This is a genomic window from Streptomyces sp. CBMA123 (assembly GCF_014596465.1).
Lineage (GTDB): Bacteria > Actinomycetota > Actinomycetes > Streptomycetales > Streptomycetaceae > Kitasatospora.
The window spans coordinates 45,133-52,892 of record NZ_MECK01000246.1 but is presented as its reverse complement, the minus strand read 5'-3'; the positions used below and the strand labels follow the sequence as shown (position 1 = coordinate 52,892).

The 7,760-nt window shown below is 71.9% G+C and carries 10 protein-coding genes and 1 pseudogene; 9 read left to right on the top strand and 2 right to left on the bottom strand.

Features of this window, described 5'->3' with window-relative positions; translation table 11 throughout:
* From BG452_RS45965 to BG452_RS25390, 5 genes and pseudogenes are all read left to right on the top strand, one after another.
* A pseudogene (locus BG452_RS45965) lies at window positions 1-315 on the top strand (hypothetical protein); the annotation flags it as partial.
* Complete coding sequence (locus BG452_RS25405) at window positions 312-1,259, top strand: glycosyltransferase family 2 protein (protein WP_188306683.1); 948 nt, start codon at window positions 312-314, stop codon at window positions 1,257-1,259. The pseudogene BG452_RS45965 and the gene BG452_RS25405, both read left to right, overlap by 4 nt.
* Window positions 1,260-1,312: 53 nt before the next feature.
* Window positions 1,313-2,551 (top strand): polysaccharide pyruvyl transferase family protein, encoded by a 1,239-nt coding sequence (locus tag BG452_RS25400; RefSeq protein WP_317621225.1) that lies wholly within the window; start codon window positions 1,313-1,315, stop codon window positions 2,549-2,551.
* A complete protein-coding gene (gene rfbC, locus BG452_RS25395) occupies window positions 2,548-3,099 on the top strand; it encodes a dTDP-4-dehydrorhamnose 3,5-epimerase (RefSeq protein ID WP_188306681.1) in 552 nt (183 codons plus the stop codon). Before BG452_RS25400 ends, rfbC begins: the two co-directional genes overlap by 4 nt.
* A 7-nt stretch (window positions 3,100-3,106) precedes the next feature.
* On the top strand, window positions 3,107-4,471 hold the full coding sequence (locus BG452_RS25390) for a glutamate-1-semialdehyde 2,1-aminomutase (protein WP_317621224.1): 1,365 nt from the start codon (window positions 3,107-3,109) through the stop codon (window positions 4,469-4,471).
* 7 nt (window positions 4,472-4,478) lie between these two features.
* Here the strand turns inward: BG452_RS25390 and BG452_RS25385 are convergent, their stop codons facing one another.
* The gene (locus BG452_RS25385) at window positions 4,479-5,195 is read right to left on the bottom strand and encodes a phosphatase PAP2 family protein (RefSeq protein WP_188306680.1); all 717 of its coding nucleotides are present in this window, start codon (window positions 5,193-5,195) and stop codon (window positions 4,479-4,481) included.
* Window positions 5,196-5,372: 177 nt separating this feature from the next.
* Entirely contained in the window at window positions 5,373-5,501 is a 129-nt protein-coding gene (locus BG452_RS47240; RefSeq protein ID WP_262986047.1) for a hypothetical protein, read from the bottom strand.
* Window positions 5,502-5,671: 170 nt separating this feature from the next.
* Here BG452_RS47240 and BG452_RS25380 point away from each other — a divergent pair, with 170 nt between their 5' ends.
* From BG452_RS25380 to BG452_RS25365, 4 genes are all read left to right on the top strand, one after another.
* Window positions 5,672-5,938 carry a hypothetical protein gene (locus tag BG452_RS25380; RefSeq protein ID WP_317621223.1) on the top strand — a complete coding sequence of 89 codons (267 nt, stop codon included), beginning with the start codon at window positions 5,672-5,674 and terminating at the stop codon, window positions 5,936-5,938.
* Window positions 5,939-5,946: 8 nt separating this feature from the next.
* Entirely contained in the window at window positions 5,947-6,459 is a 513-nt protein-coding gene (locus BG452_RS25375; RefSeq protein ID WP_317621222.1) for a DUF6879 family protein, read from the top strand.
* A 9-nt stretch (window positions 6,460-6,468) separates the two neighbouring features.
* The gene (locus tag BG452_RS25370; protein ID WP_188306678.1) at window positions 6,469-7,317 is read left to right on the top strand and encodes a helix-turn-helix domain-containing protein; all 849 of its coding nucleotides are present in this window, start codon (window positions 6,469-6,471) and stop codon (window positions 7,315-7,317) included.
* A 97-nt stretch (window positions 7,318-7,414) separates the two neighbouring features.
* Window positions 7,415-7,633: a hypothetical protein gene (locus BG452_RS25365; RefSeq protein WP_188306677.1), complete on the top strand. Its 219-nt coding sequence runs from the start codon at window positions 7,415-7,417 to the stop codon at window positions 7,631-7,633.
* Window positions 7,634-7,760: the final 127 nt, after the last annotated feature.

Below are 7,760 nucleotides of genomic sequence, written 5' to 3'. Positions count from 1 at the left end.
CTCGACGGCCTGCTCGCCCTGGCCCGGCTGGAGGCGGCCGCCGCACCGGTCGAGGAGCACGACGTCTCGGCGGCGGTGGCCGAGCGGGTGGCCGCCTGGGCACCGGTGTTCGAGGCGGGCGGACTCGGCGGGGCGGCCGCGGCCGGCACGGTCGGCTCGGCCTGGGGCGTCGCCGCGGCGACCGCCTGCGGCTCGGCCGTCTGGTGGCTGCAACTGCGCGCCGCCCTGCGCGAACGCCACCGCGACCCCGTCCCCGTTCCCGAAGTCCCTGGGGCCCCCGAAGTCCCCGAAGTCCCTGAAGTGAGGAAGCCATGACCGCCCCACCCCGGTTGAGCATCGGTCTGCCGGTCTACAACGGCGAGGAGTACCTCGCCGAGTCGCTCGACGCCCTGCTCGGCCAGACCTACGAGGACTTCGAGCTGGTCATCTCCGACAACGCCTCGACCGACGCGACCCAGTCCATCTGCCGCGAGTACGCAGCGAAGGACTCCCGCATCCGCTACCTGCGACTGCCCCGGAACATCGGCGCCGCGCCCAACCACAACCACGTGTTCACCCAGTGCCGGGGCGAGCTGTTCAAGTGGGCCTCGCACGACGACCTGTACGCCCGGGACTTGCTGCTGCGCTGCGTGGAGGCGCTGGACGAGCGGCCCGAGATCATCCTCGCCCACTCCGGCCAGGCGGTCATCGACGAGCACAGCCGGGTGAAGGTGCCCTACGCGTACGGGCTCGCCACCGACTCGCCGCACGCCCCGGAACGCTTCCGCAGCCTGCTCTTCGAGCCCGGCGGCGACGACTTCTACGGGGTGATGCGCGCCGACGTGCTGCGCCGGGTCAAGCCGCACGACAGCTACCACCACGCGGACCGCACCTTCGTCGCCGAGATCACCCTGCACGGGCCCTTCCACCAGGTGCCGGAGCTGCTCTACTTCCGCCGCGACCACCCCACCCGCGCCGAGCGGGCGAACCCCTCCAAGCGCTCCCGCTGCGTCAACCTGGACCCGCGCCGGGCCGGCCCGCTGCACCCGACGCCCCGGCTGCTCGCCGAGTACGTCTGGGGCTTCGCGTCGGCGATCCGGCGGGCCCCGCTCTCCCCCGACGACCGGCGCGCCTGCTACCGCCACCTGGCCGCCTGGATGACCAGCCGGCTGCGGCCGGGCGCCGGCGAGCGGGTCGAGGACCGTGCCCCGGTCGAGCCGGGCCGGCTCACCGTCTCCGTGGACGCCCTGGTGGCCGGACGCGAGGGGCGGCGGGCATGACGTTCCCGGACCGGGCCGCGGACCGGTCCGCGGGTCACGTCCCGGGCCGAGCCGTGGACCGAGTCCCACTGCGGGTCGGCGTGTTCGGGCTGCTCGGCTCCGGCAACCTCGGCAACGACGGCTCGCTGGAGGCCGTCCTCGGCTACCTCCGCACCGAGCACCCCGAGGCGCACGTGGACGCGCTGTGCGGCGGACCGGAGGCCGTCACCGCCCGGTACCGGATCCCCGCGACCCGGCTGCACTGGTACCGGGGGGAGTACCGCACCGCCTCGCGGGCCGGCGCGATCGCGGGCAAGGGCCTGGGCAAACTCGTCGACGCCGTCCGCACCGCCGCCTGGGTGCGCCGGCACGACGTGGTGATCGTGCCCGGCATGGGCGTCCTGGAGGCCACCCTGCCGCTGCGGCCGTGGGGCTTCCCGTACGCGCTGTTCCTGCTCTGCGCCTCCGGCCGGCTGTTCGGCACCCGGGTGGCGCTGGTCGGCGTCGGCGCCGCCCCGATCCGCGACCGGGCCACCCGGGCCCTGGTGCGCTGGTCGGCGCGGCTGGCCGCGTACCGCTCGTACCGGGACGCGCTGTCCCGCGAGGCGATCCGGGGGATGGGCGTGGACACCGCGCGGGACGAGGTCTACCCCGACCTCGCCTTCGCCCTGCCCACGCCGCCGGTACCGGAGGACTCCGGTGCGCCGCGTCCGGTCTGCGTCGGCGTCATGGCCTTCCACGGCGGCAACGACGACCGGGCCAGGGCCGAGGAGATCCACCGGCGCTACCTGGACGGCACCATCCGCTTCGTCCGCGCGCTGGTCGCGGACGGCCGGCCGGTCCGGCTGCTCGTAGGCGACGACGTCGACCTGCCGGTGGTCGCCGCGATCCGCGAAGCGGTCGGCTCGCCGCTGGTCACCGCCGCCGAACCGGCCTCGCTGGCCGACCTGATGCGGGAGACGGCCGCCGCCGACACCGTGGTGGCGACCCGCTACCACAACCTGGTCTGCGCGCTGAAGGCCGGCACCCCGACGCTCGCCCTCAGCTACGCGGCGAAGAGCGACGCGCTGATGGACCGGATGGGGCTGGGGGAGTACTGCCACCCGGCCCGCGAGGTCGACGCCGACCGGCTGATCCAGCAGTTCCGGGCCCTGGAGCGGCGCTCGGCCGAGCTGCGGCGCACCCTCGCCGAGCGGAACCGGGCCGCCACCCGGCTCCTGGAGCGGCAGTTCGCCGCCCTGACCGCGGCCGTCCTGACGGCCGGCCACACCCGCACCGATGCCCCGGCCCGTGTCCTGAGGGAGGCGCCATGAAGGTGACCGAAGTCCCGGCGATCGCCGGCGCGTACCTGTTCGAGCCGACGCCGTACGCCGACGAACGCGGCTTCTTCTGCCGCACCTTCGACGCCGAGGTGATCCGCTCGGTGGGCCTGGACCCGAACGCCTTCGTCCAGCACAGCGTCTCCCGCTCCGTCCGGGGCGTGCTGCGCGGACTGCACCTGCGCTCCGGGGCCGGCGAGGCCAAGCTGGTGCGGTGCTCGTACGGGAGGGTCTTCGACGTCGTCGTGGACCTGCGGCCGGACTCGCCGACCCACCGCGGCCAGGCCCACTTCGAGCTGTCCGGCGAGACCCAGGCGAGCGTGTACATCCCGGCGGGCTGCGCCCACGGCTTCCAGGCGCTGACCGACACCGCCGACGTCTCCTACCGGATCGACCGCCCGCACGACCCGGCCGAGGACGTGACGATCGCCTTCGACGACCCGGAACTCGCCGTCCCATGGCCGCTGCCGGCCACCTCGATGTCCCAGCGGGACCAGGAGGCACCGAGCCTCGCCGAGGCCCTGCGCCACCGTGAGAGCTGAGGCCGACGTGAACCCCGAAGACGTGAACCCCGAAGGCGTGAACCCCGGCGCCACCGACGAGTTCTCCCTGCCCCGGTCGCGGGCGGCGAACGAGCGGCTGCACGCCCTGGTCCCCGGCGGCGCCCACACCTACGCCAAGGGCGACGACCAGTACCCCGAGCACCTGGCCCCGGTGATCAGCCACGGCCGCGGCGCCCACGTCTGGGACGTCGACGGCAACCGCTACGTCGAGTACGGCTCCGGCCTGCGGTCGGTCAGCCTCGGCCACGCCCACCCGCGCGTGCTCGAAGCGGTGCGGCGGGAGATCGACCGCGGCGGCAACTTCGTCCGGCCGTCCATCGTGGAGGTCGAGGCCGCGGAACGCTTCCTGGAGACGGTGCCGACCGCCGAGATGGTCAAGTTCGCGAAGAACGGCTCCGACGTCACCACCGCCGCGGTGCGACTCGCCCGCGCCGTCACCGGGCGCTCCCGGATCGCCGTCTGCGGCGACCAGCCGTTCTTCTCCGTCGACGACTGGTTCATCGGCACCACCCCGATGTCCGCCGGCATCCCGGCCGCCACCACCGAACTCACCGTGGCCTTCCCCTACGGGGACCTCGCCGCCACCGAGGAACTGCTCACCCGCCACCGGGGCGAGATCGCCGGTCTGATCCTCGAACCCGCCGGCCACCGCGAGCCGCCGCCCGGCTACCTGGCCGGCCTGCGCGAACTGGCCGACCGGCACGGCTGCCTGCTGGTCTTCGACGAGATGATCACCGGCCTCCGCTGGTCCCCGGCCGGCGCCCAGGGCCTGTACGGCGTCGTCCCCGACCTCTCCACCTTCGGCAAGGCCCTGGGCAACGGCTTCGCCGTCTCCGCGCTGGCCGGGCGCCGCGACCTGATGGAGCGGGGCGGGCTGCGCCACTCCGGCGACCGGGTGTTCCTGCTCTCCACCACCCACGGTGCGGAGACCCACGCGCTGGCCGCCGCGATGGCCGTCCAGACCACCTACGTGGAGGAGGGCGTCACCGCCCGGCTGCACGCCCTCGGCGAGCGCCTGGCCGCCGGCGTCCGCGAGGCCGCCGCCGGCATGGGCGTCGGTGACCACGTGGTGGTCCGGGGCCGGGCCAGCAACCTGGTCTTCGCCACCCTGGACGCGATGCTCCAGCCGTCCCAGCAGTACCGCACCCTGTTCCTGCGCCAGCTGCTCGCCGGCGGGGTGCTGGCCCCGTCCTTCGTGGTGAGCAGCGCGCTCGACGAGGACGACATCGAGCACACCGTCGACGTGGTGGGCCGGGCCTGCGCCGTGTACCGGAAGGCCCTGGACGCGGGTGACCCCACCCCCTGGCTGGGCGGCCGACCGGTGAAGCCGGTGTTCCGGCGGCTGGCCTGACGTCTCGTCAGTTCTCCGCCCGCCGAACGTCGTCGGCCGACCGGCCCGCCAGCTGGTCGGCCGCGCGGTCGACCAGCCACCCGGTCACCGGCACCAGCGCCAGCGCGGTGCACCCGCCGGCCAGGGTGTCGGTCGGGTAGTGGGCGCCCAGGGCGACCTGCGCCCAGCCCATCGCGGCCCCGGCCACCACCGCCACAACCAGCACCGGCACGGCGCGGGGGCCGCTCACGAGCAGCGCCACCACGAGGGCGAGGGCGGTCAGGAAGGCGGTGTGCCCGCTCGGGTAGGAGAGGTTCTCGGCGCCGTGGATGGTGCGCCCCACCACGTGCTTGAGCAGCGTCGCCACCACCACCGGCAGGCCGACGCCGACGGCGGCGAACACCGCCTCACGCGGCCGCCGGAACAGCAGGCAGCACGCCACGGTGGCCATCACCAGGGACCCGGCGCCCACCGGCTCCCCCAGCGAGTCCAGCGCCCGGGCGGCGTACCGCCACGGCGGCTCCACCCCGTACAGCGCGTCCTGGATCGGCGCGTCCACCCCGCTGGGCCCGCCGTCCCCGGCGTACCGCACCCCGAGCACGACCACCACCAGCGCCGCGAGAGCCGAGGCCAGTCCGAGCCACCCCCGCAGCACCACCAGCGCCGGTTCCGGACGGCCCCGGCCGGCCTCGACCCGGGCCGTCCCGGCCCCGGTTCCCGTTCCGCTCCGCCCGGCCGATCCCACGCGAGCCCCCCATCATGTCCACATAGCCTGCCGTGTGCACTGATTGACGGATCGTCATGGCACTGTGCTCGTCAGCTGCTGGGCCGCGCCCCCGGAAGCAGCCTCCAGGGTACGGGCGCACGCCAACCGCCGAACGGGAGATGCCGAAACCCGCGCCCCCGGCGGCGCTCGCGCGTCCTACGCCCCCAGCGCCCCGCTCGCGCGGAGGGCGGCGATGCGTTCGTCGGGGTAGCCGAGGGTGCGCAGGGCGGCGTCGGTGTGGGCGCCGAGGGCGGGGACGGGGCCCAATCCCGTCCGGCACGACAACCGGACGGGATATCACGACAGGGCGAACGTCGCCTGATGCGGCACTAGACTCGCCGTCGCCGAGCTGGCGGTCCGTCAGAAGAGGAAGTGCCTGACAGGCCGGTCGTATACGGGCCAGGATGAGCCCATCGGTTGTGCAACCACGCGGAACCAGAGTCCCAGGGAGCAACGTGCAGCCTCTAGAGTTCATCGGGATCATCTCCAACACGCCAGAGGTCGACTCGCCGACGATTTGGCGCGACCCGGAGAACGGTGACCTGCTCATCCAGTCCTACAAGGCCGGCGATGAGGACTTGAGTCGCTGCAAGGAGGTTGGTTCGGTCCCCGGTCACTCGACTGACGTGCCTGGCCACGAGACCGTGATCCGCCTCCCGGAAGAGATGATCAAGTTCATCGTGGACCTCGCCGCAAGGCTGGCCACTCAAGAGGACGAGTAAGGAGTAGCGTGGCCAACCCGATCGCCACGGCCATGGCAGAGGCCAAGTTCTCTGCCGTGCACCTGGAGATGCGCGACAACTACACGCCGAACGACCCTCAGTTCCAGCGCTATCGGGAGGGTCTTCGCTACAACCCGGACGACCGGCCGGAGTGGTTCCAGGGGTGGACCAACTTCGCCGGAGAGGCGATTCGCCGTGGCGTGGTCATGCGTCGCGCTCGGATCGTCTCCGAGCCGGTCACGGAGTACATCCGCTACGAGCACCACGTGACGTTCCTGAATGTGGCCATCGGCGAGCAGGTTCGCTGGCTTCCGCGTCGGCTGGCGGCAGACATTGCCCTGCCCGGAACTGACCTGTGGATGTTTGATGACTCCAAGATCATGTTCACCTTCTTCTCGGGGGACGGGGATGTGGTGGACCGTGAGTGGACCACCGAACCTGCCGTCGTTCAGCTCGTGAAGAACGCCTTCGAGACCGTTTGGCATAGGGCGACTCCGCACGAGGGCTATGTGCTCAAGTAACCGAACGAGATGCGTACTTCTCGCTCGTCGAGCGTTCAGCAGGCCCGGAAGGCTCTAGCCGAGCGGCTTAAGGAGATCCGTAAGGACTCCGGACTCACCGGGCCTGCTCTCGCGCTCGCCTGCGGTTGGAGCAAGTCGAAGTGCTCCCGCATCGAGAACGCGATCACCGCACCGTCCGAACATGACATCAGGGATTGGTGCCGGGCCTGCGGAGCGCACGACCAGGCCGCGGACCTGGTGGCTTCCCTCCGCTCGGTAGAGACCATGTTCACCGAGTGGCGACGCATGGAGCAAAACGGGCTCAAGCGCGCCCAAGAGATGGTCCTGCCGTTGTACGAGCGAACCACGCGGTTCCGGGCGTACACACCTGGCATCCTGCACGGGCTCCTCCAAACCCGGGACTACACCCGCTCGGTGCTCCAAGCCACCCAACGTCGTCGGGTTGCCGTGGACGACGTGGAAGAGGCCGTGCAGGTGCGTATGGAGCGACAGGAGATCCTGAGAGACCACGGGAAGACCTTCGCCTTCATCATCGAGGAGGCATGCCTGCATCACGGTCTTGGCGGCACGGAGGTAGCCGCCGGCCAGCTTGCCCACCTGATCGCTGTCGCGTCCCTGGCGAACGTGAGCCTGGGAATCGTTCCGAGGGGCTATCTGCGCCACTCGATGCACGTCGAAGCGTTCTCGCTCTACGACTCGTCACAGGCCAACGTCGAACTCGTCTCCGGATACCTCCAGATCACGCAGCCCTCCGAAGTGGCCATGTACGTCAGCCGGTTCGGGGAACTGTCCGCAGATGCCGTACGCGGTGCCGCCGCTCGCGCCCTGATCACAGAGGCGATTGACTCTCTCGGGTGACTGCTGTGCAACTGCGTGCAACTGTCTGGAGAGCGTCGGACTGAAACTCCTACGGTCTATCACGCACCCCACCGCCACGGCGAAGGAGGACAGACCGATGGCGAGACGCAACCCCAAGCGTGAGTACCGCGAGGTCGTGATCGGCCCCGCGAAGCACGAGCTGAACCAGGCCCCGGACGGCCGGAGCCCGCTGGCCGACTACCGGGCAGCCAATCCTGCCGGCCGCGCCCCGTCGGTGGGCACTCTGCTCCAGATCGACGCCGTGCGCTCCACCTGCCCCTGCCGGGACTGCACGACCCGCAGATCGGCCGCGTGACCTCGTGCAGGGGTCCACCCGCCAGCGGATGGAGCCGCCCCCACTCTGCCCGGCCTGCTATATCGAGACGGCGTACGACTCTCAGCCGTCCGCCGACGACACCTGGGGCTGCGGCATCTACCAGGGC